Below are 22,584 nucleotides of genomic sequence, written 5' to 3' on the forward strand. Positions count from 1 at the left end.
GCCGACGCCGGTGTCCACGCGACCGAAATCGGGGGTGCAGGACCGGGGTGATCTGGCCGCACGCAGTCCTTGCCGAGCCGCAACTAGAACGTGTTACAGTTTTCGCATGGGACAGTTCGACGGCAAGGTCGTCTACATCACGGGCATCGCGCGCGGGCAGGGACGTAATCACGCGATCCGCTTCGCGCAGGAAGGGGCGTCGATCATCGGCCTCGACGTCGCCGGGCCGATCATCGACCACGCCACCTATCCGGCCGCCACGGCCGACGACTTCGCCGAGACGATCCGTCTGGTGGAAGAGGCCGGCGGAAAGATCCTTGCGCGGCAAGGTGATACGCGAGATCTGGCATTCCAGCAGGAGTTGGTGGCCGACGGCGTGCGGCAGTTCGGCAGGCTCGACCACGTCGTCGCCAATGCCGGGGTGCTGACCTGGGGCAACACCTGGGAGCTGAGCGAGGAGCAGTTCTCCGATGTCGTCGAGATCAACCTGATCGGCACGTGGAAGACGTTGCGCGCCACCATCCCGACGATGATCGAGGCCGGTAACGGCGGATCGATCCTCGTGGTCAGCTCGGTCGCCGGCCTGAAGGCGATGCCGATGCAGGCCTCCTATTCCGCGTCCAAGTTCGGTCTGCGTGGACTGACCCAGACCGCGGCCAAGGAACTCGGCCAGCACCACATCCGGGTCAACAGCATTCATCCGTACGCCGTCGACACCCCGATGGGCGTGGCCGACACCGAGGCGCACCGCATCTTCGGTATCCCGTGGGTCACACCGCATCTGACGTCGATGCTCGACCATCACCCGGTGGCGTCGGTGGACGAGATCTCCGATGCGGTGCTGTTCCTGTCCTCCGACGGCGCCAAGGCGATCACCGGGTCCGAGTTCCAGATCGATATGGGCAGTTCCAAGGTGTAATCGCCCCGGCCGTACAACCGCCGACAGCAACCACAAAATCACCGACAGCAACCACGCTTTGTGTGGTCCCACGCCAGTGGCGGGGCCAGCGGTTGCTGTCGGTGATTTTGTGGTTGCTGTCGCGTCCGGCGGTGGCGCCGGTTCGTAGGCGCCGAGAGCGCGGGCGCGACCTGTGAGGTGGCCGCTGCCCGCGCTCGCGGAGGTCAGTCGTTCCAGAGTGTCGCCGGGTCGGTCGCCTCCCGGTCCGGCGCGCTGGGCGTCTGCGGAGAGGTACGGGAGAAGCGCGGGGCCACCTGGGCCTGCGTCACACCGTCGATCTCCACGAGGTTCGACCGTGCGGCCATGTGCGGGTCGGACGGCGCCTCGGCGAAGGTCAACACCGGCGAAGTGCAGGCATCGGTGCCCTCGAAGACCTTGGCCCACTCATCGCGGGTGCGCGAGGCGAACGTCGTGGTGAAGACCTCTTTGAGCTTGGGCCAGTTGGCAATATCGTTCTGATCAGGCAGGTCGGCGTCGGCGAGCCCGAGCCCGGACAGCAGTGCGGCGTAGAACTGCGGCTCGATGGCACCGACCGCCATGTACTTGCCGTCGGAGGTCTCGTACACCTCGTAGTACGGGGCGCCGGTGTCGAGCATGTTGACGCCACGCTCGTCGCTCCAGAGCCCGGTGCCGCGGAACGCCCACATCATCTGTCCGAGGACCGACGCGCCGTCGACCATCGCCGCATCGACGACCTGGCCACGGCCGGAGGTCTGACGCTCCAGCAGCGCCGCGAGGACACCCATCACCAGGAACATCGACCCGCCGCCGAAGTCGCCGGCGAGGTTCAGCGGCGGCACCGGCCGGTCGCCCTTGCGGCCGATGGCGTGCAGCATGCCGGTCAGCGAGATGTAGTTGATGTCGTGTCCGGCGAGTTCGGCGCGCGGTCCCTCCTGGCCCCAACCGGTCATGCGTCCGTAGACCAGACCCGGGTTCACCTTCTCGAGGTCGTCGGGTCCGAACCCGAGACGCTCCATCACACCGGGCCGGAAACCCTCGAGGATGACGTCGGCCTTGCCGACCAGACCCAGGATGGTGTCCCGATCGGCGGGATCCTTCAAGTTGGCCTCGACCACCCGCCGTCCGCGCAGGAGGGCATCGGCCTTGCGACCGGCCTGCGGCAAGGTACCCGGCCGCTGAACGCGGACCACGTCGGCACCCAGATCCGCCAGCATCATCGCTGCGTGGGGTCCCGGTCCGATCCCGGCGAACTCGATCACGCGGATTGCGCTGAGCGGCCCGCTCTTTCCGCTGTTGTGCGGCGTAGATGACGTCATTGCTGTCCTCCCGGAGTCCTACCCGCTCGCTGTGTCGGGTGTCACGCTGTGCGTCCAGCATGGCACAACCGATCGATCGCTCGGACAGGCGGGCGGCGGATGGCGCCCGGCGTGGTGGATCCATCGTGATTAAATGCGCCGACCCGGTTAACACACACCGACTCCGTCGCTAGAGTTGAACGAATGGAACGTCGGGCCGCGCTGGGGCAGTTGTGCTGGCCAGAATTGTCCGGACGTTCGGTCACTCTGCTCGTGCCGCTCGGCGCCACCGAACAGCACGGACCTCATCTCCCGCTCGACACCGACAGCCGTATCTCGACGGTGGTGGCGAATCAGGTGGCCGACGAGCTGGTCGACGAGACCGGGTCGGGACGCGCGGTGCTGGCCGCCCCGGGCATCAACTACGGCGCCAGCGGCGAGCACGAGGGATTTGCGGGCACCATCTCACTCGGGCACGAGGCGCTGCACCTCATGCTCGTGGAATACGGACGTAGCGCATGCCGGTGGGCCGACCGGCTGGTGTTCGTCAACGGTCATGGCGGCAACGGGGCCACGGTGGTCTCCGCGGTCCGCCGCTTGCGATACGAAGGTCGCGACGTCGCATGGTTCCCGTGCGGCACCTCAGGGGGAGACGCACATGCGGGAATCACGGAAACATCTGTGCTGCTTCATGTTTCGCCAAGTGATGTGGCGCTGTCCGCAGCCGAGGTCGGCAACACCGCACCGATCGGCACGCTCTTGGAGTCGATGCGCAGTGGAGGGGTGGCCGCAGTGAGCGCGAACGGGGTACTCGGGGATCCGACCGGGGCGAGTGCCGAACACGGAGCGGACCTGACCGCGACGATGGTCGGTGCCCTCACCACGGCCGTCCGCGATTGGTCGGTGGGCGAGACGGGACGACTCGGATGACCACCATCGATCGTGTGCCGCCGCCCGCGGCGTCCGCGCCCGACAACTGCCTGCCCGACGGTTTCCAGGTCCAGATCGACATGCGGTGCGCCCGGAACCGCGATCTGCGGTTCCTCGTCGGCGGGTCACCGACCAGGATGCTGCGCCTGTCCGATGCCGCGTTGGGTATGACCTCGGCCGACGGGCGGATCGAAGTGTGTGACGGAGCCACCCGCAGCCTCGCCCGCCGGTTGCTCGACAGCGGAATCGCCAACCCGCGCCCCATGTTCGGGCCTCGGCCGGACGAGGTGACCGTGGTGGTGCCGGTGCGCGGCAACCAGCGCGGCGTCGATCGCCTGCTACAGGCGATCGCGGGAACCAAGGTGATCGTCGTCGACGACGGCTCTCCCGACCCCATCCGGGCTGCCGGCCCCGGCGTTGCGCTGATCCGGTTCGACGAGAACCGCGGACCGTCGGCGGCACGCAACGCCGGCGCCGTCGCGGCGACCACCGACTTCGTCGCATTTCTCGACTCCGACGTGGTCCCGCCTGCCGACTGGCTGACCATGCTGCTCGGTCACTTCTCGGATCCGTCGGTTGCGGTGGTGGCGCCGCGGATCGTCGGATTGAGCCGCGCCGACCACGGTGCCTCCATCGCGGAGCGTTACGAGAACGGTTATTCGTCTCTCGACATGGGGCCGGACGAATGCTCGGTGGCACCCGGCACTCGCGTCCCCTACGTTCCCAGTGCCGCAATGCTGGTGCGGCGCAGCGCATTCGAAGGCTTCGACGAGACCATGCGGGTGGCCGAGGACGTGGACCTGTGCTGGCGGCTACACAAAGCCGGGTGGCGGGTCCGTTACGACCCGGTGGCCGAGGTCAGCCACGATCACCGCACCGACGTGCGTTCGGTCCTCGATCGCCGTCGCTACTACGGCACCGGTGCCTCCTATCTCGCCGACCGGCACGGCGGCTCGGCGGCGCCCGTCGTGATGTCGATCCCGATGGCCGTCGCGGTGGTCGCATTGCTCACCCGCACCCGGATCGGGATGGCCATCGCGATGATCATCGTCGGGCAACTCGGCATGAAGCTGCGCAGGCGGCTCGGGGAACTGCCGGGCGCTCCGGTGGTGGCCACCCAGATGACCGGCCGGGCGGTCGGCTTCGGCGTGTGGCAGGCGGCCGGCGCGATCTGCCGACACTACTGGCCGGTGGCAGCCATCCTCGCGATCTTCTCCGCTCGGTTCCGCCGTCTGGCAATCGAAATCGCGATCGGCGAGGGTGTCGCCGCGTGGATACGTCACCTGGTCACCGAACCCTCGGCGAGTCCGGCGATGGGCCCGCTGACCTACGTCGTCTTCCGTCGCCTCGACGATCTCGCATACGGCGCGGGCCTGTGGCAGGGCGCGCTGCGTCACCGCGATCTCGGCGCGTTGCGGCCGGTCCTGACCAAATAGACGGCGCGCGCGAGGAATCGTGATGGTGCGCGCCGGACGGGGATCTGTCGATGTGGTGATCGTCGGCGCCGGAAGCGCGGGCTGCGTTCTGGCCGAGCGGCTCTCGCGCAATCCCGACCGCACCGTGCTGCTGCTCGAGCGGGGCCCGGGACGGTGGCCGTCGGACGCCGACCGCGACCTGCGTGTACTCCCCATCGGATCGGGCGCCCCGTTCGCCGTCGAACACGTCGAGGCGTCGGGGCTCGGAGTGGTGCGCGGCAGCGGATTCGGTGGGTCGGCGACGGTCAACGGGGGATACTTCCTCCGGTGGCATCCCGGCGACTTCGTCGGCTGGCCTGCCGGATGGACGCCCGAGGACATCGAGCGCGGCTACGACGAACTCGACGGTCCCGACGGCACGATGCGAGTCTCCGCGTTCTCCGACGCCGAACTGTCGGAGTCGGCCACGCGGTTCGAGGCATTCTGGCGGCACACGTTCCCGACCCGCCCCGCCGAGGACCCGTGGCCGATCATCGGCGTCAACCGGGTGCGGTCCAACCGCGTCGGCCAGGCACGGATGACCGCGGCAGAGGCATACCTGCGTCCGGCCGTCGCGCGACGCAATCTGATCGTCCGCGCGGAGGCGGAGGTCGACGCGCTCGTCACCGCGGGGCGTCGGGTCGCCGGAGTGCGCGTCGGCGGCGAGGTGATCGAGTGCGGTGAGGTGATCGTGTGCGCGGGAACGCTGGGTACGGCCGCGATCCTGTTGCGATCTGGCCTCGTCGCCTCCGACGAGGTCGGTGTGCGCGAGCACCGGGAGATGCTGGTGCACTATCGCAGCCGCGACGACGGCCCGCGCACCGCGTTGCTGCAATCGGTGCTGCACACCGACGATGATCTCGAAATACGTTGCTATAGCAGCGATATGGCCAAGTACATCGACGGGCTGGCGCCGGTCGGTCCCGCCATCGGGGTGGCCGCCATGCGCCCCGGCGCCCCCGGGTCGCTGCGATTGACCGATGCCGGTGTGCTGGTGCATCTCGGTGACGTCGATGTCGGCGCCCGCCAGGTGCTCGACGACGGTGTGGCGGTGGTGACGGAGATGCTGCACTCGGCGGACTTCGCCGACCTCGTCGTGGGCGGGTCGGTGGCGGTCGATCCGGTGGTGCGTACCTCGCAGCACGCGTGGGGCAGTTTCCCGATGGGGATCCGCACCGACGGGCTCGGTGTCGTCGGCGATGTCGCCGGCCTGCGGATCGTCGACGGTTCGATCCTGCCGACCGCGGGTCGCAGCGGCCCGCATGCCACGATCATGATGGTCGCGTGTCGGATCGGGGACGTGCTGGCGTCCGAATGACGGTGTGCGGACGCCTCCCGGTCTGCGCGCCTCCTGGCCCTGCGCGCCTCCTGGCCCTGCGCGTCTCCTGGCCCTGCGCGTTATATGCCCTGCGGGACAATGCGTTTCGGTCGTATAGTTCGCCCCCGACAGCAACCAGTCCGCCCGCGACAGCAACCACTTTTCCCGCGAGAGCAACCAGCGTCCCCGCGAGAGCAACCGCTTTTCCGTCGACAGCACCCAGTTCGCCCGCGACAGCAACCAGTCCACCCGCGACAGGAGCCGCTTTCCCCGCGAGAGCAACCAGTTCGCCCGCGACGGAGCCCACTCTCCGCGACACGATCGGCACCACGAGGCCCGACGACGTGATCCATGCCGACGACACCGAGTCGCATATCGGCTCGGTCCCGCCGACGGATGCGATGACGACGCCTGCCGAGGACACGTATCGGCGCCGCCGACACGCAACGACACCACGGTGCTCTCGCCGGGATCTTGGTTGCCGTCGCGGGAAAAGCGGTTGCTGTCGCGGGGAAAGAGGTTGCTGTCGCGGGGAAAGGGGTTGCTGTCGCGCGAAGAGGGGTTGCTGTCGCGTGATTGGTGGGTGCTCTCGCGGGGAAAGCGGTTGCTGTCGCGGGAGCGGATTGGCGACGTTGTCGGGGCCGCGGGGTTTGTCGGGGATGGGGAGATTCGGGGCGGACTTGGTCGGATCAGGCTTTGCCGGAGAAAACATGGGATGTTAGGTTCATTCGGTGTCTGACCGAATCGCCCCGCCGCCACGTACCAGTGAGGTCGTCGTCGGCCGCATCACCGACCTGATCCGATCGGGGGAGTGGTCGGTGGGCTCGCGCATACCCGCCGAACCTGATCTCGTGGAGCGATTCGGCGTGGGCCGCAACACTATTCGGGAAGCTGTCCGTGCCCTCGAACATGCCGGGATGTTGGTTCCGCGACGTGGCGACGGCACCTATGTGCGCAGTCGCAACGTGCTCGCGGCCGCGATCGAGCGGTGCGTGCCGACATCGGAACTCGTCGATCTGACCGTCGCCCGTCGCGCGGTGGAAGCCGAGGCTGCCGCGGTCGCGGCGGATCGTGCGACGCCCGAGCAGATCGCGGACCTACGGGGGCACCTCGCCGTCGCCAGGACCGCTGTGGAAAACGGCGGCCTGGACGTGTATGCGCAGGCGGACATCGCTTTTCACGCGGCCATGGTGGCAGCTTCCAACAACGGTCTGCTCGTCGAATTGCATGCGGCGATCGCCGAGGTGATGGGGCGACTGCACGAATCGGTGTTCGGACCCACTGTCGCCGAAGGGGTCCATCCGGCGGGCCACGCCGACGTCGTCGATGCCATCGCGGCGGGCGACGCCAGTGCGGCCCGGGCTGCGGTGCACAGCTACCTCGACCACGCCCCGGGGCAGTCGTCATGAGCCAGACCGACAGTCAGACCGACACCGACAACGTGCTCGACGACGCCACCCATGAATCGCCGGGCCGCGGCGGCCCGGCCGGTGTGGCGGCCGTCGTCGCCGCCGTCGGCATCATGCTGGTGGCCGCCAATCTCCGCCCCGCCGTCGTCTCGGTGGCGCCCTTGGTCGGCGACATTCGTTCGGATCTCGGATTCAGCAGCGCCACAGCAGGTCTGCTCACCACGCTTCCGGTTCTCTTCTTCGGGCTCAGTGCGCCGGTGGCGCCGCGTCTGGCGGCGCGCTTCGGCATCGAACGCACGGTTTTCGCGTCGCTGGTGGTGCTGGTGGTGGGAATGCTCTTGCGATTCGTGCCCAACGTCGCGACGTTGTTCGTCGGTTCCGCGGTGGTCGGCGCCGCCATCGGTGTGTGCAACGTGGTGCTCCCGTCACTGATCAAACGAGACTTCGCGCATCGGTCGGGTCTCATGACCGGTCTGTACTCGATGACGTTGTCCGGAGGGGCCGCGATCGCCGCCGGACTCACCGTTCCCATCGACGATGCGGTGGACGGCAACTGGCGACTGACCCTGACGAGCTGGTCGGTGCTGGCGATCGTCGCGATGGTGGTCTGGATTCCACAGCTGCGACGCGTGCACACCGTGGTGGTGGGCGCGGCGATCCCCTCGCTGTGGCGCAACGGCATCGCCTGGGCCGTCACGGGTTTCATGGGTACACAGTCGCTCATCTTCTACACCTTCAGCGCCTGGCTGCCGCAGTATCTGCAGGACGAGGGCCACACCGCCAAGGAAGCGGGAACCACTCTCGCCATCGGTCAGGTCGTGGCACTGACGGCGTCGCTGGTCATCCCCATCATCGCCGGGCGTTTCCGTGACCAGCGGCTGATCACGCTGGGCGTGCTCGTCGTCTGCGCCGTCGGTTTCGTGGGTCTCGTCGGTGGGCAGAGCCTCACCACGCTGTGGGTCGCCCTCGTCATGTTCGGGCCCGGAGCGTCGATCAGTCTGGCGTTGCTGTTCATGGTGCTGCGATCCCCGTCGACGACGGTCACCGGTCAGGTGTCGGGAATGGCGCAGTCGATCGGCTACATGATGGCAGCGGTCGGCCCGATCGCGATCGGGGCGCTGCACGATGCCACCGACTCGTGGGCGTTGGCGATGACGGTCCTCGGCCTCGTGCTGATCCCGCAGGCGCTGTCGACCGCCGTGGCCGGTCGGGACAGCACGATCCGGGTCACTGCGGACTGATCAGCCCGAGACGTCGAGGGCGGCGATGACCTTGGTCGGCTCGATCCAGACCGCCAGTTCGCCCGGGACGCCGTTGCGGGCGCCGAACTCCGCGGCCCGTGCGGCGCCCATGTAGCGGCCCCCGCACAGGGTTGCGATCCTCACGACCTCGTCGAGATCGTCGGTGGTGACGGCACGTCCCTGTACCTGGACGAACCCGTACGGCGGTTCGGGGAGGTCGACGCTGAGCACAACCCGCGAATCTCGCGCCATGGCTCGGCCTTTCGCGGTCGTCGCACCGGTGTTGAAGGCAAGTCGCCCACCGTCGAGGACGAACCAGACCGGTGCGCTCAGCGGGCGGCCGTCCGGTGCCAGATAGCCGAGGTGGCCCGTCTTGGTGCCATCGGCGAGGAAGTCGCGGATCTCGGGATCATCCAGTGATGCGGCCATGGCACCACGATATGCGGCTCGGGCGCCGTGTGCTCGGATCACGCGCACCCGGTCGCCGGCGACACCTCAGGCATGTGGGTCCGGACCGTGGTCGCGGTCGGGTGGATCAGATGAGGGTGGACCAGTAGTCCCAGAACTCGACCCCGATCGCGACGATCACCACGACGTACCAGACGGGCAACAGCACCCACAGCCACGACCGCACCTCTCGACCGACGCGCGAGGAGCCGACCACCCGGCCGATGCTCAGCACCAGGATGATCGGCGTGATCACCCACACGACCATGCAATACGGGCACAGCGCATGGATGCGGTAGAGGCTTTGGAACGCAAGCCAATTGACGAGTACGAACCCCAGCAGCGTGCCGAGCGACTGACCCAACCAGTACCAGCGGGGCAGCGACACTCCGGCAGCTGCCAGGACACCGGTGACGATGATGACGGGGAACGCCGCGATCCCGAGGAGCGGATTGGGGAACCCGAACAGCGCGGCCTGATCGGTGACCATCACCGAACCACAGGACAGCACCGGGTTGATGCTGCAACTCGGTACGTAGTTCGGATCGGTGAACAGGTGGAACCGCTCGACCGTCAGGGTGGCCGACGCGATCAGTCCGAGGACACCGGCGACGAGGACCGTGAGAGCCACCGGCAGAGATACCGGTACCCGTGCGAGCAGACCCCGCTGCTGTCCCGGATCCGCTGTCGCCGGGGTCGTCGGTGCCACGCCCGTGCTGTCGGCCTCCGGGGCGTCCACCGCCGGGGCATCGGCCCCCGCGGTGTCGGCGTCAGGGGCCTCACGCTCGTCGGGATGCGCGGACGGGGTCGTGCTCGGTTCGGGGGTCGTGGCGTTCACGGTTCTCTTCTATCGTCGCCGATTCACTTCGCGGCGGCCTGCAGCACCGCGTCGCGCAGGGCATCCGGCGTGGTCAGCTGGAGTTCCTGCCCGTTGAGTTTCACGGTGGGGGTCTGCGAGGCCGCGGTCTTCTGGGTCGTCTCGGTCACCCAGTCACCGAACTGGCGGTCGTCGATGCACTGACGGACGTTCTGTGCACCTGCCTCGTTGGCGATGGAGTTGAGCTGTGCATCGGCCAGGCCGGCTCCGCCTTCCTCCGGCTGCTGTGCGTAGAGGGCGTTGTGGAACGCGAGCCAGGTGGAGAAGTCGCCACCGCCGGCGGTTGACTGTGCGACACATGCCGAGGCGTTGGCGGCCCTGGAGGAGTACTCGGTGGTCGACATCCGGTCCAGGATCGCGATGGGCGTGTAGTCGAGGGCGACCGCGGGGTTGTTGCGCAGTTCGGAGAGCACCGGCCCGAACTGGGTCTCGAACTGCTTGCATGCCGGGCACTGGAAGTCCTCGACGATGGTCAGGACGGCCGGTGGCGTGGACCCGGCCGCGGCATTGGTGACCCGGTAGGCATTGGTGTCGGTGGCGACGGTGACCTGTGCGGCATCACCGGTGGACGACTCGTTCGACAGGATCGCCCACAGGCCGAGGCCGAGGGCGACGGCGATCAAGACCACTGCGGCACCGATCTTGATGAACAGCGAACGTCGGCGTTCAGCCACACGGGGGTCAACAATCGGGCTTCGTCGTTTGTCGGCCACAGGCTCCCTCACTTCTCGACCACGGCACCGAGGGTCGGTACCAGTACCTCGGTACGGAGGATTCGACCGAATCGGTGCGGTCTCGCACACTGCACGACGCCTCCGCCGGAAGTCAGCCTACCTGCGTGGGTGGCCTGGCTCGCCGGCACGCGGTGGCCGTGGGGTCGGAAATGTGTCGAAAGTCCTGGTCGAGGAGATACCGAAGTCCCGGAGATCGCCGGTGTACGGCTTGGGTGGCGGGGAGCGGAACTCTCCGGACGCCGTTCCGGTGCGCAGCCCCATCGCCGCCATCGCCGTGAGCATGCCCACGCCGGCGGCGACCCCGTCGACCACCGGCGCCCCGATGGCCGTGCCGATCCGCTCGGCGAGATCGGCCATGCCGGCACAGCCGAGCACGATCGCGTCCGAGCGGTCGTCGATCAGTGCGCTGCGGCAGGTCTGCACCAGGGTCTCGACGGTGGTCGGGTCGTTGTCGAGGTCGAGCACACCGATGTCGCAGGCGTGGATGCCGCGACACTGCCGCGAGAATCCGTAGTGACCGACGAGATCGTCTGCGCGGCCGATGGTTCGGTGCAGCGTGGTGACCACCGAGAACCCGCGCCCCAGTGCTGACGCGAAATGCATTGCCGCTTCGGCGATCCCGAGCACCGGAGCGTCGGCCACCTCTCGGGCGGCGTCCAGACCCGGGTCGCCGAAGCAGGCGATCAGATAACCGTCGCAGCCGGGATGCTCGGCGATCGCGCGCAGCAGTCCGGGGATGGCCAGGGCCTCGTCGTAGTGGCTCTCGATCGAGGCCGGTCCCATCGGCGACGTCACGGCGACGATCTCGGCGTCGGGGCGCGCCACGGCGCGCGCTGCGGCGGCCACACCGTCGGTCATCCTCGGCGAGGTGTTGGGGTTGATGACACAGATGCGCATGCGCTCACAGAACAGACGGTTCGGCTCTACCGTCCTTGGCGGTCGGTGTATCGGCGGGCGCCACACCCGTGTCGTACACGAAACTCGCCGGTGCGATCTTCATGCCCAGCCAGTAGATCGCCCCACCGGCAGCCGCGCCCATGAACCAGGTGAAGCTCGCCTGGTAGGCGGTACCCCAGATGACGAAGGAGATCGGCAGCACCGAGGCGACGATCACCGAGATCACCGCGATCGGATTCCACCCGTTGCGGTACGAGTAGGACCTGCCGGGCTCCATGCTGAACAAGTCGTCGACTTCGATGCGTTGCTTGCGGACGAGGTAGAAGTCGACGATGAGGATGCCGAACAGCGGACCGATCACGGCGCCGAGTGTGTCCATCGTGTAGTGGATCGCGGTGGGGTTGTTGAACAGATTCCACGGGGTTATGAGCACCGATCCGATCGCCGCGATCATGCCGCCGGTCCGCCAGGAGATCTTCGTCGGTGCGACATTGGAGAAGTCGAAGGCGGGTGAGACGAAATTCGCGACGATGTTGATTCCGATGGTGGCGATGGCGAACGTCAGCACGCCGAGCACCGCAGCGGTGGTGTTGTCGATCTGGTCGACGATGTGCACCGGGTCGGTGATGATGTTGCCGTCCTCGTCGTGTCCGATCACGGTGGCACCCGCCGACACCGTGCACACCACGAGCAGTGAGAAGAACAGGAAGTTGACCGGCAATCCCCAGAAGTTGCCCTTCTTGACCTCCGCGAATGTCCTGCCGTATCGAGAGAAGTCACCGAAGTTCAGCATCGGCCCGGAGAAGTAGGAGACCACCAGTGCGAAGGCGCTGAGCATCTGGGTGAATGCCGACCATCCGGACAATCCCGGGCCCTCGGACAGGTCGAGACTCACGTTGCCCCAACCTGCCTTGACGATCAGGTAGGCCGCGAGTGCGATCATCACGACGTACACCGCCGGACCGCAGAAATCGATGAACTTGCGAATGGTGTCCATGCCGTTCCAGAACACGAACGCCTGCAGAACCCACATCAGGATGAAGCCGGCCCACCCCAGCACGCTGAGTCCGAGGAATCCGTGCTGGTCGACGTCTCCCCATGGTTCGAGGCCGGGCCAGAACTTCAGCGCCAGCAGGCCGAAAGCGACGGAGGCCAAATAGGTTTGGATGCCGTACCAGACCACCGCGATGCACCCGCGGATGATCGCCGGGATGTTGGCGCCCTTGACCCCGAAGGCGACTCGGGTCGTGACCGGGTAGGGCACGCCGGCCAATTGGGACGGCTTGGCGACCAGGTTGCACAAGATGTTGACCGCGATGATGCCCACCAGCAGCGCGATGAGCACCTGCCACGCGGCGATGCCGAGGGCGAACAGGCTGCCGGCGAACACGTAGCCGCCGACGCTGTGCACGTCCGACATCCAGAACGCGAAGATGTTGTACCAAGTCCACTTCTGCTCTTTGAGCGGTGCGAGATCGGAATTGGTGAGCCGTTGGTGGTAGCCCAGTTTGATGATGCTCTCGCCCGCCGCGCCCTCGTGTGCGGTCGTGACGTCGGCGGCTGGTGCGGACATGTGATCTCCGGATCGTCGGGGTTCTCATCGAACCGGCGTGGTCGCCGGGCGGCGCTGCTGAGAAGAACGTAAGAACGGATTGTTACCCCGGAATGAACGCGCCGATATATTTTCCCGGATGGGTGCCCGGCGTCCGGGACACGAGGACGGACGGGGGCGGGCGCGATGACGTCAGTCGTGCCGGAGTTCGAGGTCGGCAGCTGTCTCGATCACCGCACCCTCGAGACGTTGATGATGTACGCGGGCTACATCGAGGACCGCCGCGGCGTCGCGCGCGGCGAAGGCGGCCAGCAGTGCGGCGTGGTCGTCGTTGAGTGCCTGCTGGACGGGGGTTCGTACCGAACGCATCACCTGGAACGGTTCGGTGAGATTCCAGGTGGCCTCGAACATGTGCAGCAGCCGGGGCATCGCGCACGGAGCGGCCAGGGCGCGGTGGAATTGCCGGGAGATCTCGTGAAAGGCCTTGCGGTCGTCGAACTTCACCGCCGTCACCAGCTCGTGGTGGCGACGTCGGGCGAACTCCAGCGACCGTTCGTCGATCCGATCCACCGCGGTCGTCAGTGCGGCTTGCTCCAGAGTGCCACGGACGAAATAGATCTCGCGCAGCTCGTCGGCGGACAACTGGCCGACTCGATAGCCGGCGTTGCGTCGATGGACGACGAGGCCTTCGCCGACCAAGGTCTTGAGTGCCTCACGAACCGGGATCGTGCTGACGCCGAGGACGTCGGCAACCTCCGCGGGTGCGATCAGCGATCCCGGCGGCGCGCCACCGGACAGGATCAATCGCCGCAGCTCCTCGAGCGCATCGGCGCGGGCGTTGCCCGACCGGGTCTCGATGAGTTGTGCGATGAGCCGGTCGGCCATACGCGAACTCATCGGGTGTCCTCCGACGGTAGATGGGCGAGGACCCACGCCGCAACCGCCTCGGTGAGGCGTTGTTGGTTGTGTCGCTTGACGATCTCGTGCCCTTCGTCGCCGAACAGCATCAGTTCGGCCACCTTGCCGCGGGCGCGCAGTTCGTCGACGATCTGCTGTGACTCGCTGACCGGCACATTGGTGTCGTGGGCGCCGTGGATGACCAACAGTGGGGCGCGCACGTCACCGATGCGATGGATGGGTGACAGGTCGGCGAGGAGTTCGCGATCGGATTCCGGGTGACCGTATTTGGTGTACGCGGCGACGGCGATCCACGGCTCGGTGTTGCGGAAGAAGGACTCCAGATCGCTCATGCCGCAGATGGCGATCCCCGCGGCGAACACGTCCGGGTGAAACGTGAGGCAGGCCAATGTGAGATATCCGCCGTAGGAGCGCCCGGCGCAGTACAGGGCCTCGCGGCGGGAGATGCCCTGCGCGCACAGGAAGTCCGCACAGTCGGCCGCATCGTCGATCCCCGCATACCGCCCGTACCGATCGTCGGCGTGGGAGAACAGCCGCCCGTAGCCCGAGGAGCCGCGGACATTCGGTGCGAACACCGTGATCCCCGCGGCGACGAGAGGTCCGAAGAGGAAGTTGTAGTCGGGGCGGGTCTGCGACTCCGGGCCGCCGTGGAAGTAGACGAGTGTGGGGCCGGGGAGGTCTCTGTCGTCGGTTCGAGCGCGGAAGAGCAAGCCGGACAGTGGCATCCCATCACGAGCCGAGAACTCGACGATCTCGGGCGACAACCGGCTCGACGGTCCCGCGCCGGCGATGACATCGTCGCGGACCGCGCCGACCCGTCCGGTTGCGGTGTCGACCAGGTGCACCAGCGGCGAGTGTCGGGGGCTCGACACGGTGAGCGCGACGAGTCGCCCCGCGGCGCTGATCGACAGTTCGCCGCCGACGTCGCCGGGCAGTTCGATCGGATCGTGCAGCGTGCGATCGGGCAGTGTCAAGATCTGTAACTCGCTGCGTCCGTGCACGTTCCAGAGCATGGCCACAGTCGACTGGTCGTTGGAGACCACGAACTCGTCGAGCCCGGCGTCCGGACGTTGCGCGAGGATTCGGAACCGGACACCGAAGCGCCCGACCTCGACGCCGAGCAGGCGGGGGAACTTCGCGTCGAAGTCGCTGATGACGAGCGCCTGCACGCTGTCGAGGTCGCGGTCGGTACCGCGGGGGCGGCCGACGAAGACCTGGGACGGGTGCTCGAAACCCTGGTCGAGGATGTAACCCTGATCGGTCACCGCGCCGGGATCGTTGGGCAGCAACGGTGTCATCGTGACATCGTCGGGATCGCCGTCGATCCGGCGGCGCAGCAGCAGCATGTCGCGGTAGCCGCGCGGTCCGACGCGGACCAGGGTGGCGCCCTTCCACGAGTCGATCAACGCGCCGCCCACGCGGATGTCGAGGGTTGTTGTCGTGCCGGTGCCCGGATGCACGCGCAGGGCGTGTGCGGTGCCGTCCACATCGGTTGCGGTCAGTAGCACCCGATCGGTGTCCCAGCCGACGAGGGAGACCGTGCCGAAGGACCGTCCATCCGGTCGGGCCGCGGCGACACGATGTGCGGTGTCGTCGTCGGGGTCGGTGGTGACCACCCACACCTGATGGTGTTCGCCGCCCGACGGGGCGAGCTCGACGGCCAGCCAGCGACCGTCCGTCGAGTGGATCAGCTTGCGTACCGGGCCGGTGGATCGCAGTCGCACCCAACGCAGCTCACCGACCCCGGCACGGGAGAGCGAGCGCTGGGCGGCGCGGGGGTACCCGGTGCCGTCGTCGATGATGTAGGCGAATGCGGTGCCGTCGGGTGACACCGACGCACCGTAGGTGTGCCAGCCGCGGTCGTCGAAGTCGATCGGCCGGGCGTCGGTCACGGTTGCCGCTCGACGGTCGGTCATCGTGGCGCCGACGTTTCCATCGTCTTGTCCATGGTCTGTAGCCACATCTCCAGCATCGCGACCTGCCACAACTCGTTCGCGCCGAGGGTGGTGCGTACACCGTTGGGGTCCGCGAACAGCCGATCGAGTGCCTCGGGGCGGTAGAGTCCCCGATCCACGGCGGTGCGTGAGCGCAGGACGTCGGTGACCATGTCCAGGACGCCGCCTTCGAGATGCCGGATTCCAGGCACCGGGAAGTAGCCCTTGGTGCGGTCGATCACGGCTGCGGGCAACAGCTTTCGCGACGCGTCCTTGAGCACACCCTTGCCGCCGTGCGCGAGCTTGAGATCAGGGGGACAGGTGGCGGCGAGCTCGACGAACTCATGGTCGAGAAACGGTACCCGCGCTTCGAGCCCCCATGCCATCGTCATGTTGTCGACGCGTTTGACCGGGTCGTCGACGAGCATCACGGTGGTGTCCAGACGTAGGGCGGCATCGACGGCGGTACGTGCGCCCGGCGCGGATTGATGGGCCAGCGCGAACGCCCGGCTCGGGTCGTAGTCGCCGTCGAGGCGGTGCTGATCGGCGAGCAGCCCATCGATCGCGGCGTGATCGCGGTCGAAGAAGACCCGGGCGTAGGCCGGGGTGGTCTCTGCTCGTGGGGTGCGGGCCAGCGGGGGATACCAGTCGTAACCGCCGAGGATCTCGTCGGCACCCTGCCCGGACTGCACGACCTTGATCGACTTGCTGACCTGTTCGGACAGCAGATAGAACGCCACGCAGTCGTGGCTGACCATCGGTTCGCCCATCGCCGCGATCGCGTCCGGCACCGCGGGCAGCAGGCGGTCGGTGCCGATGTGGATCTTGTGGTGATCGGTGGCGAAGGTCTCCGCGATCAGGTCCGAGTATGCGTACTCATCGCCGGATTCGCCACCCGCGGAGTCGAATCCGATGCTGAAGGTGGCGAGGTCGCTCTGGCCTTGTTCGGCGAGGAGCGCGACGATCAGGGAGGAGTCGACACCGCCCGACAGCAGCACTCCCACGGGTACGTCGGCGACCATTCGTCGGCGGACCGCGGTGCGCAAGGACTCGAGAAGTTCGTCCTGCCACCGGTGCTCGTCCCAGCCCAGCCGGTCCGGGTGTGGCTCGAAACTCGGTGCCCAGTAGAGCTTCTCCACTCCGCGTCCGTCGGGAGTGATGGTGCGGACGGTGGCCGGCGGCAGTTTCCGGATGCCGTTGTAGACGGTGTGTGGCGCGGGGACGACCGAATGGAAGCTGAAGTAGTGATGCAGGGCCACGCGGTCCAGGGTCGTGTCCACATCGCCTGCACACAGCAGTGCCTGCAACGACGAGGCGAAGCGGAGTCGGCCGGGCGTCTCGGCGAGGTAGAGCGGCTTGATCCCGAGCCGGTCGCGGGCCAGCGTGAGCACCCCGGAGTCGGTGTCGACGACCGCGAACGCAAACATGCCCACCAGGTGGTCGACGCAGTCGGCTCCCCACGCGTCGAAGGCCTTGAGGATGACCTCGCTGTCGGAGTGCGAGAAGAACTGGTAGCCCTTCGCCTCGAGCCGGGCACGCACATCACGGTGGTTGTAGATGCAGCCGTTGAACACCAGTGCGAGGCCGAGATCGGGATCGACCATCGGCTGAGCGCCCCGCTCGGACAGATCGATGATCTTGAGACGTCGATGCCCCAGCGCCACCGCTCCTCTGGCGACGACGCCGAAACCGTCGGGACCGCGGCGGGTCATGGCTGTCGTCATCGCCTCGACGGCGGCGACGTCGGGTGGCGCCCCGTCGAACCGGATCTCACCGGCGAATCCGCACATCGCTACTCCTCGCTGCCGGCGTTGGGGTCCGCGGAATCCGTCCCGGCGCAGTCGGTCTCCGAGCCCTGGATCCAGGTGTCCTTGCCTCCTCCGCCGCGGGAGGAGTTGACGATCAGGCTGCCCGCGGGCGCGACCCGCGTCAGCGCCACGGGCGCCACGTGCGCGGTGATGCCGCCAGAAGAGTCCCGGAGGTGGACGAACGCCCGCAGATCGACGTGGTGGGCGTAGAAGCCGTTGCCGTCGAAGGTCGGATGCGTCGACAGCGCCACCACTTCCTGCGCGATGTAGCGTTCCGGCTGGGTCGTCAGGTCCACGCGTCGTCGGGCCAACTCTTCATCCGAGCATTCGGGTCCGATGGTGATACCCGCGCCACCGAGGCCGTCGATCGGCTTCACGACGAGGTTCTCGAGGTTGTCCAGGACGTGGTCGCGCTGCTCCCGCTCTGCGCACAACCAGGTCGGTACCTGTCCGAGCAGAGGCTCTTCGGACAGGTAGTACCGGATCATCGCAGGCACGAAGTGGTAGATCGCCTTGTCGTCGCCGACGCCGTTGCCGAGCGAGTTGGCGATCGAGAAGCGACCACCGGCGAGGCCGTCGAGGAGTCCTGCCCGCAGTGGGGTCCCGTCGAACCCTTTGGAGGACAACATCATGTCCTCGTCCATGCGGACGTACGCGGTGTTCACCGGCAGCCGCGTATTGCCGTGATGGACGAAGACGCGCCCGGCATCGCTGCCGTCGACGGCGACCGAGATGTGCTCGGGAGTGGTCAACCGTAGGCCGGCGGCCTCGGCGAGCATGGTGTGTTCGAACCATGCGGAATCCTGCCATCCCGAGCTGAGCATGATGTCGATGCCGTCGGGGTGCGGGTCGGGCGGTGCGGCGGCCGCGATGGTCTCGCGGAGCATCGCCCCGACCCCGGTCACCGGTAGGGTCGCGGGCGGCATCGGGATCTCGGGCAGGAACTCGGACAGCAACGCGCGGTTGGACATCGCGTATGCGATCCCGGAGGGAACCCTCAGATTGTCCTCGAGAACGAGGAACTCGCCGGGTGTCGGGGAGACCAGGTCGGTGCCGCAGATGTGTGTGCGCACGCGTTGCCATGCCGGGATACGGCCGGTCTGGCGGTAGCCGGGTGCGCGATCGAGTATCTCGGCTCCGATCACGCCGTCACCGATCACCTGCTGTGCGCCGTAGATGTCGACGATGAAGGCGTTGAGGGCCCGGGCTCGCTGGCGCAACCCGTCGCAGACCCGTTCCCAGTCCTGCGCCCCGATGAAGCGGGGGATCACGTCGAGCGGGAACAACTGTGCTCGGGATTGTCCGCTCACGCGAAACGTCACGCCGTCGATGCTCTGCTCACGTTCGATGAGGTACTGACGTTTGCGCAACTCGACGGCGCCGAGTTGCGCTGCCGCCTCGAGGATCTCGGGATATCCCGGACGCGGATCCAGGTCGGTGGTGAGTGCCTCGTCGTGGCAGTGCCGCTGCGGGGTGGGCAGCAGCGGTGCCTCCGGCGCCGCGACCGGCGGCCGGTAACCGTGCAGCAGTCGGCCGGTCGGATCCTCGGGTGTGGGCACCTCGGTGACGGGACCGGAGGTCTCGGCAAGTAGATGATCGACCACCGAGGAGAGCCGTCCGAGGCGTCGCAGGGTGCGTCGCTGACGCGCGGATGAGCTGCCCGCCAGCAGGATTCGTCGGGTGAGTGCGGTGACGACGTCCCAGTCGCCGTTCGCCTCCAATTCCTCGCGCAGTGCGCGGGTGAGGTCGCTGACGACCTCGGCGGCCGGGCGTGGCGAAGCGTGTGCGATGTCGATGAGATCGCCCTCGAGCCCGGCCCGCGCCGCCTGCCAGATCGCTGCCCGGTAGAGCGTCGGCGGGATCGGGTCGACCGGGCGATCGAGTCGACGTGCCCCGTGGACCACCAACGCCCGGAACAGGCCTGCGATCAGGGTGATGGTCTCGACCGAGGGACAGCTGTCACAGACCCGCAGTTCCAGCGTGTTCACCCGCGTCGACGGCCGCACGTCGAAGTACACCATGCCGCGGTCGGTGATCACGCCGCTGCGGATCAGACCGTCGATCTCGGCGTCGTACTGGGCTGCGGTACGCACGTCCGGAAACGGCCCGGTGGTCGGCCAACGTTGCCAGACCAGTGTGCGCGCGCTCGCGTACCCCGTGTCGCTCCCGTCTGCCCAGAACGGTGAACTCGCCGACAACGCGAGCAGTACCGGGATGTGTCGGCTGATGCGGGCGGCGATGCCGACCGCCTCGTCACGGTCGGCGACGTCGACGTGGACCTGTGTGCCGCAGATCAGTTGTTCGCGTGCCAGCAGTTGGTAGTCGGCGAGCATGCGACGGTAACGCGGCGTCTCGGTCACCCGCATCTCGGTGGGGACGGCGAGCGGAACCGAACCGGCCGCGACCACACCGAGGCCGAGGCGGGCGGCGGCGTCGACGAGCACCGAGCGATTGGACTCCAGGTTGGCGCGTAGATCGTCGAGCCGGGTGTGTACGTCGCTGTTGGCCTCGATCACGCAGCGTTGCAGCTCCTCGACGTACGGACCGTCGTCGGGCAGCACCTCGAGCAACTCGGGGGCCCGGGTGGTCAACCGGGAGGTGCGCAGGTCGACGAGATGGAACTCCTCCTCGACCCCGACGCGTCGGACGCGCCCGCTCACGCCGTCGGTGTCCACGCGGTCGTTACCGGGCGTCATCCACCAAGACTAGGTCGAACGGGCGGCAACGGCAGGGCGAGCGAGAGAACTCGTCCGGATCAGTCGATCATCGCGGGGTGACCCAGGTGGTGATGTCGCAGTGAACGACCTCGACGCCGTGCTTGTCCCGAATGCTGATGTCGACCACGACGTCGGTGCCCTCGGTGATCTCGTCGAGCGCGACCGGTTCGGGCAGGGTGGCCTCGGCGGTCAATCCGGTGGTCGCCTTGGTGAGGTATCGCGTGTTCATGGCCTTGGGGATCCAGCGATGCGTCGTCGGGGTGGTGGCCTCCATGAGCATGCCCATCGCGGTCTCGGCGAGGTTGCAGGCGGCGATCGCGTGAACCGTGCCGATGTGGTTGTGCACGCCGAACCACTTGGGCGCGCGGACCCGGCAGTAGCCCGGGCGCATGTCCTCGACGAGGGGCAGCACAGTGCCGAAATAGGGGACGCGGGCGACCATGCCGATGGAGAACAGCGCGTGTCCGAAGAGGTTGTCGGGCAGGCGGCGGCGCAGCGCATAGGTGGGATTCGACGATCCGGTATCACTCATGGCGCTGATCTTACTGTGCGGTAAGTTTGCTGGGCGTCGACGTAACGGATCCGTGAACTGCCACTTCGCCGAGCCGAGTTGGGTGGATCATGACGACATGACCGAGTCGCGAGCCGACACAGGCAATTCGACCACCGCCCAACCACATCCGCATTTCCACTTCAGTCCGCTCTGGTACAAGGCCGCCATCCCCGTCGTCGTCGGTTTGGTCGTCTATTTCCTGCCGAATCCGGACGGTGTGGACCCCAACGGAATGCACATGCTGGGGATTTTCGTGGCGACGATTCTGGGCCTCATCCTGCAACCGTTGCCGACCGGATCGGTGGCCATGGTCGGCCTGGCCCTCGCCATGATCACCAAGACGATGACGATGGACGAGGCGTTGGCGGGATTCTCGAACAAGACGATCTGGCTGATCGTCGCATCGTTCTTCATCGCCGAGGGGTTCATCGTCACCGGGCTCGGCAAGCGGATCGCGTTGGTGTTCGTACGGGCGATCGGCCGATCGAGCCTCGGACTGTCTTACGGGATGGCCGTCACCGACCTGATCCTGGCCCCTGCGACCCCGTCGAACACCGCACGCGCCGGTGGTGTGGTCTATCCGATCATCCGGTCCCTCGCCGAACTCGAGGACTCGCGCCCGGACACCGAAGAGTCACGAAAGAAGTTGGGCGCCTACCTGCTGCTGACGGCATTGCAGGTGAACGTCATCACCTCGGCGATGTTCATCACCGCGATGGCAGGTAACCCGTTGGCGCAGAAGGCGGCCGGTGAGGCCGGTATCGAGATCACTTGGGCCAAATGGGCGTTGGCGGCCATCGTCCCAGGGCTGGTCAGCCTCGTCGTGGTGCCGTGGGTGATGCAACGCGTCTATCCGCCCACGGTGCGAAAGACTCCGGAGGCGCCCGATCTGGCCCGTGCCCAACTGCGTGAGGCCGGTCGCATGAGTGTGCACGAATGGATCATGGCCGGCACGTTCGTGGTGCTGCTCGTGCTCTGGTGCCTGAGCGACGAATTGAATGTGGACGCCACTGCGACCGCGTTTCTCGGGATCGGTATCCTGCTGGTGACCGGCGTGCTGACCTGGAACAACCTGGTCAGCGACAAAGGGGCCTGGCAGACGCTCATCTTCTTCGGCGTACTGGTGGCGATGGCCGACCAGCTCAAGACGCTGGGTGTCATCGACTGGATCGGGGACAAGGTCGCGAGCAGCGTGGACAGCCTGCCCTGGCTGCTGGCCTTCGCGGCGCTCACCCTGGTCTACTTCTACGTCCACTATCTGTTCGCATCCAACACTGCTCAGATCGTCGCGATGTACGCGGTGTTCCTGGGCGCGGCGACCACCGCAGGCGCCCCGGCGTTGTTCTCCGCGCTGGTGCTTGGCTTCATCGGCAACCTCTTCGGCGGTCTCGCGCACTATTCGTCGGGACCCGCGGGAGTGATGTACGGATCGGGCTACATCAAGACCTCGGAGTGGTTTCGGGTGGGTTTCATCATGTCGGTGGTGATCATTCTCATCTGGACCATCGTCGGTGGCGCCTGGATGAAACTCATCGGGATCTGGTAGTCGGCGATCGGTACCACCATTCGGGAGGCTCAGGA

18 protein-coding genes are annotated in these 22,584 nt (G+C 67.2%); 7 read left to right on the forward strand and 11 right to left on the reverse strand.

All coding sequences use genetic code 11. The features are described 5' to 3' along the window. The first annotated feature begins 106 nt into the window (after positions 1 to 106). Entirely contained in the window at positions 107 to 919 is an 813-nt protein-coding gene (locus AAFP35_RS05560; protein ID WP_419220563.1) for a mycofactocin-coupled SDR family oxidoreductase, read from the forward strand. A 203-nt stretch (positions 920 to 1,122) separates the two neighbouring features. On the opposite strand, the gene AAFP35_RS05565 is transcribed toward AAFP35_RS05560, so the two are convergent. Next, positions 1,123 to 2,235: a CaiB/BaiF CoA transferase family protein gene (locus AAFP35_RS05565; protein WP_419220564.1), complete on the reverse strand. Its 1,113-nt coding sequence runs from the start codon at positions 2,233 to 2,235 to the stop codon at positions 1,123 to 1,125. Between the two features lie 183 nt (positions 2,236 to 2,418). Here AAFP35_RS05565 and mftE point away from each other — a divergent pair, with 183 nt between their 5' ends. From mftE to AAFP35_RS05590, 5 genes are all read left to right on the forward strand, one after another. Continuing rightward, positions 2,419 to 3,144 (forward strand): mycofactocin biosynthesis peptidyl-dipeptidase MftE, encoded by a 726-nt coding sequence (mftE, locus tag AAFP35_RS05570; RefSeq protein WP_419220565.1) that lies wholly within the window; start codon positions 2,419 to 2,421, stop codon positions 3,142 to 3,144. Continuing rightward, complete coding sequence (gene mftF, locus AAFP35_RS05575) at positions 3,141 to 4,580, forward strand: mycofactocin biosynthesis glycosyltransferase MftF (RefSeq protein WP_419220566.1); 1,440 nt, start codon at positions 3,141 to 3,143, stop codon at positions 4,578 to 4,580. The genes mftE and mftF overlap by 4 nt, the downstream gene beginning before the upstream one ends. Positions 4,581 to 4,602: 22 nt before the next feature. Next, complete coding sequence (mftG, locus tag AAFP35_RS05580) at positions 4,603 to 5,916, forward strand: mycofactocin system GMC family oxidoreductase MftG (protein WP_419220567.1); 1,314 nt, start codon at positions 4,603 to 4,605, stop codon at positions 5,914 to 5,916. A 731-nt stretch (positions 5,917 to 6,647) separates the two neighbouring features. Continuing rightward, a complete protein-coding gene (locus AAFP35_RS05585; protein WP_419220568.1) occupies positions 6,648 to 7,325 on the forward strand; it encodes a FadR/GntR family transcriptional regulator in 678 nt (225 codons plus the stop codon). After that, entirely contained in the window at positions 7,322 to 8,566 is a 1,245-nt protein-coding gene (locus AAFP35_RS05590) for a CynX/NimT family MFS transporter (protein ID WP_419220569.1), read from the forward strand. Before AAFP35_RS05585 ends, AAFP35_RS05590 begins: the two co-directional genes overlap by 4 nt. Here AAFP35_RS05590 and AAFP35_RS05595 read toward each other — a convergent pair whose 3' ends face one another. From AAFP35_RS05595 to AAFP35_RS05640, 10 genes are all read right to left on the reverse strand, one after another. Next, positions 8,567 to 8,995 carry a PPOX class F420-dependent oxidoreductase gene (locus AAFP35_RS05595; RefSeq protein WP_419220570.1) on the reverse strand — a complete coding sequence of 143 codons (429 nt, stop codon included), beginning with the start codon at positions 8,993 to 8,995 and terminating at the stop codon, positions 8,567 to 8,569. A gap of 106 nt (positions 8,996 to 9,101) precedes the next feature. Continuing rightward, a complete protein-coding gene (locus tag AAFP35_RS05600; RefSeq protein ID WP_419220571.1) occupies positions 9,102 to 9,851 on the reverse strand; it encodes a vitamin K epoxide reductase family protein in 750 nt (249 codons plus the stop codon). Positions 9,852 to 9,874: 23 nt separating this feature from the next. Continuing rightward, positions 9,875 to 10,603, reverse strand: a complete 729-nt coding sequence (locus AAFP35_RS05605) for a DsbA family protein (protein ID WP_419220572.1) — start codon at positions 10,601 to 10,603, stop codon at positions 9,875 to 9,877. Between the two features lie 117 nt (positions 10,604 to 10,720). After that, entirely contained in the window at positions 10,721 to 11,521 is an 801-nt protein-coding gene (locus tag AAFP35_RS05610; RefSeq protein WP_419220573.1) for an aspartate/glutamate racemase family protein, read from the reverse strand. A 4-nt stretch (positions 11,522 to 11,525) separates the two neighbouring features. Then, on the reverse strand, positions 11,526 to 13,094 hold the full coding sequence (locus AAFP35_RS05615) for an NCS1 family nucleobase:cation symporter-1 (RefSeq protein WP_419220574.1): 1,569 nt from the start codon (positions 13,092 to 13,094) through the stop codon (positions 11,526 to 11,528). 171 nt (positions 13,095 to 13,265) lie between these two features. Continuing rightward, the gene (locus tag AAFP35_RS05620) at positions 13,266 to 13,970 is read right to left on the reverse strand and encodes a GntR family transcriptional regulator (RefSeq protein ID WP_419220575.1); all 705 of its coding nucleotides are present in this window, start codon (positions 13,968 to 13,970) and stop codon (positions 13,266 to 13,268) included. Further along, positions 13,967 to 15,907, reverse strand: coding sequence for an alpha/beta hydrolase family protein (locus AAFP35_RS05625; RefSeq protein WP_419220576.1), 1,941 nt, complete (start codon positions 15,905 to 15,907; stop codon positions 13,967 to 13,969). The genes AAFP35_RS05620 and AAFP35_RS05625 overlap by 4 nt, the downstream gene beginning before the upstream one ends. Continuing rightward, positions 15,904 to 17,715 (reverse strand): N-acetylglutaminylglutamine amidotransferase, encoded by a 1,812-nt coding sequence (locus AAFP35_RS05630; RefSeq protein ID WP_419220577.1) that lies wholly within the window; start codon positions 17,713 to 17,715, stop codon positions 15,904 to 15,906. The genes AAFP35_RS05625 and AAFP35_RS05630 overlap by 4 nt, the downstream gene beginning before the upstream one ends. A gap of 2 nt (positions 17,716 to 17,717) precedes the next feature. Beyond that, the gene (locus AAFP35_RS05635) at positions 17,718 to 20,429 is read right to left on the reverse strand and encodes a glutamate--cysteine ligase (RefSeq protein WP_419220578.1); all 2,712 of its coding nucleotides are present in this window, start codon (positions 20,427 to 20,429) and stop codon (positions 17,718 to 17,720) included. Between the two features lie 67 nt (positions 20,430 to 20,496). After that, positions 20,497 to 20,982: a hotdog fold domain-containing protein gene (locus AAFP35_RS05640; protein WP_419220579.1), complete on the reverse strand. Its 486-nt coding sequence runs from the start codon at positions 20,980 to 20,982 to the stop codon at positions 20,497 to 20,499. A 97-nt stretch (positions 20,983 to 21,079) separates the two neighbouring features. Between AAFP35_RS05640 and AAFP35_RS05645 the strand changes: the two genes are divergently transcribed. Continuing rightward, positions 21,080 to 22,549: an anion permease gene (locus AAFP35_RS05645; RefSeq protein WP_419220580.1), complete on the forward strand. Its 1,470-nt coding sequence runs from the start codon at positions 21,080 to 21,082 to the stop codon at positions 22,547 to 22,549. Positions 22,550 to 22,584 lie beyond the last annotated feature (35 nt).

This window comes from Gordonia sp. CPCC 206044, from assembly GCF_048537895.1.
In the GTDB taxonomy this organism is placed as follows: Bacteria; Actinomycetota; Actinomycetes; order Mycobacteriales; family Mycobacteriaceae; genus Gordonia.

Excerpts from the sequence above, each read along its gene's own strand:
- AAFP35_RS05565 (WP_419220564.1), bottom strand. The coding sequence starts at position 2,235 with ATGACGTCATCTACGCCGCACAACAGCGGAAAGAGCGGGCCGCTCAGC.
- mftG (WP_419220567.1), top strand. The coding sequence starts at position 4,603 with ATGGTGCGCGCCGGACGGGGATCTGTCGATGTGGTGATCGTCGGCGCC.
- mftE (WP_419220565.1), top strand. The coding sequence starts at position 2,419 with ATGGAACGTCGGGCCGCGCTGGGGCAGTTGTGCTGGCCAGAATTGTCC.
- AAFP35_RS05560 (WP_419220563.1), top strand. The coding sequence starts at position 107 with ATGGGACAGTTCGACGGCAAGGTCGTCTACATCACGGGCATCGCGCGC.
- AAFP35_RS05615 (WP_419220574.1), bottom strand. The coding sequence starts at position 13,094 with ATGTCCGCACCAGCCGCCGACGTCACGACCGCACACGAGGGCGCGGCG.
- AAFP35_RS05625 (WP_419220576.1), bottom strand. The coding sequence starts at position 15,907 with ATGACCGACCGTCGAGCGGCAACCGTGACCGACGCCCGGCCGATCGAC.
- AAFP35_RS05595 (WP_419220570.1), bottom strand. The coding sequence starts at position 8,995 with ATGGCCGCATCACTGGATGATCCCGAGATCCGCGACTTCCTCGCCGAT.
- AAFP35_RS05640 (WP_419220579.1), bottom strand. The coding sequence starts at position 20,982 with ATGAGTGATACCGGATCGTCGAATCCCACCTATGCGCTGCGCCGCCGC.
- AAFP35_RS05645 (WP_419220580.1), top strand. The coding sequence starts at position 21,080 with ATGACCGAGTCGCGAGCCGACACAGGCAATTCGACCACCGCCCAACCA.
- AAFP35_RS05590 (WP_419220569.1), top strand. The coding sequence starts at position 7,322 with ATGAGCCAGACCGACAGTCAGACCGACACCGACAACGTGCTCGACGAC.
- mftF (WP_419220566.1), top strand. The coding sequence starts at position 3,141 with ATGACCACCATCGATCGTGTGCCGCCGCCCGCGGCGTCCGCGCCCGAC.
- AAFP35_RS05630 (WP_419220577.1), bottom strand. The coding sequence starts at position 17,715 with ATGTGCGGATTCGCCGGTGAGATCCGGTTCGACGGGGCGCCACCCGAC.
- AAFP35_RS05635 (WP_419220578.1), bottom strand. The coding sequence starts at position 20,429 with ATGACGCCCGGTAACGACCGCGTGGACACCGACGGCGTGAGCGGGCGC.
- AAFP35_RS05620 (WP_419220575.1), bottom strand. The coding sequence starts at position 13,970 with ATGAGTTCGCGTATGGCCGACCGGCTCATCGCACAACTCATCGAGACC.
- AAFP35_RS05610 (WP_419220573.1), bottom strand. The coding sequence starts at position 11,521 with ATGCGCATCTGTGTCATCAACCCCAACACCTCGCCGAGGATGACCGAC.